Here is a 746-nt window from a genome sequence, read left to right as displayed (position 1 = left end):
ATCCAGTCTGCAACCAATCGCTGCTGCTTTTTTCAACCCGTCTTGTCCTCTCTTCATATCAGTCTATGAACGGGGCGGGAAGGCTACCATAAAGAAAGAACGGAAGCCGCGTTTTCCTAGCAGCTTCCGTCCCGATCTTCCGGACAACTAACCCAAATACCGATTTCGGATGACCCCCATGTGATGAATCTCGTGTCCTGCGATGCCGTACGCGAGGGCACGCGCCGTAATGCTTGCGTTGTTGGCTGTGCCTTTGCGGGACCACGCCTCCGCCGGTAATCCGCGCAGCAGTGTGATCGTCGATTGCCGTACGGCCCGGTAGTCTTCGGCCAATTGCGCGGTTGTCCAGCTTCCGAAAGGAGGCATGAACAATTCCTGGTCGAAACCGGACAGAGGCGTCTGGTCCCCTCTTGCGAACCGGAGCAGACGGTAGGTCATGACGCGTTCTCCGTCTGCAATGTGGCCCACGACTTCTTTCAGTGTCCATTTTCCTTCCGCATACCGATACGCGCCATGGCTTTCGGTCAACGATGCCAGCAGCTCGGTCATTTGCTTTTCCTGGGCCAGCAGAATGTCGATGATGTTGCCATCCGGCACCAACCTGATATACTTTCCGAAGTCCCCGGCATATTCTTCTTCTGACGGTCTATGATTCATGCGTAATCACCTCTTTATGGAGTTATAGAAAATTAAAATGCTCTTTCCAATGCTCTACCGCGATTTTTTTGCGAATTTCGTAATTTCGG

Annotated in this window: 1 protein-coding gene; it reads right to left on the bottom strand. The window is 52.8% G+C overall.

All coding sequences use genetic code 11. The features are described from left to right. Positions 1–147 precede the first annotated feature (147 nt). Positions 148–657 (bottom strand): DinB family protein, encoded by a 510-nt coding sequence (locus ASU00_RS24110; RefSeq protein WP_057915962.1) that lies wholly within the window; start codon positions 655–657, stop codon positions 148–150. Positions 658–746 lie beyond the last annotated feature (89 nt).

Origin of the sequence: Peribacillus muralis (genome assembly GCF_001439925.1) — a bacterium.
In the GTDB taxonomy this organism is placed as follows: Bacteria; Bacillota; Bacilli; order Bacillales; family DSM-1321; genus Peribacillus; species Peribacillus muralis.
Note: the sequence above shows the minus strand (reverse complement) of the source record. Positions and strands in the feature narration are given on the sequence as shown.